Consider the following 535-nt stretch of genomic DNA (forward strand, 5'->3'; position numbering starts at 1 on the left):
GGCTGGTGGGGTTGTTGCGTCGCGGTTTGGTGATGATGCGGCGTTGTTGGAGGTGTTGCCGTGGTTGGGGTTGGTGAATCCGGACGCCTCTGGGACGAATTGTGTGTTGGTCGCGATCGCGGCGGATATGAGTGCGGTTCCGGGTGAGGGGTTGGTGTGGCAGGCGCCGGCGGAGAGTCCGCTGCCGGAGTCGGATTTGGTGGCGTATCAGCGGCAGTTGTTGGGGTTGGCGGATGATGCTGATTCGTTGGTGTTCCGGACGGATGTGGGGTCGGTTCGGGCGGTGATGGCGGCGGCTCCGGTGGGGTCGCGGGGTGTGGTGCTGGTTCGGAGCCGGACGGTTGACGGTGGAGTGGGTGTTTCGCACGCGTTCAACGTGTTGCGGTTGGAGGGTGTTGGGGCTGGCGACGACGGGGTTGTTTTCGTCGATGGGCAGCGGGGTGGGTTGGCCCGGGTGCCGGACGGCGTGGTGGATCTGCTGTTCCTGCCGGTGACCGATGGCATCGCCATGCCGGCGGGTGCGACGCGGGTCGAC

General features: G+C 66.2%; 1 pseudogene. It reads left to right on the forward strand.

Features of this window, described 5'->3' with window-relative positions:
- Positions 1-43 precede the first annotated feature (43 nt).
- Positions 44-535, forward strand: a pseudogene (locus C7C45_RS33035) (hypothetical protein); the annotation flags it as partial.

Origin of the sequence: Micromonospora arborensis (assembly GCF_003205615.1) — a bacterium.
In the GTDB taxonomy this organism is placed as follows: domain Bacteria; phylum Actinomycetota; class Actinomycetes; order Mycobacteriales; family Micromonosporaceae; genus Micromonospora; species Micromonospora arborensis.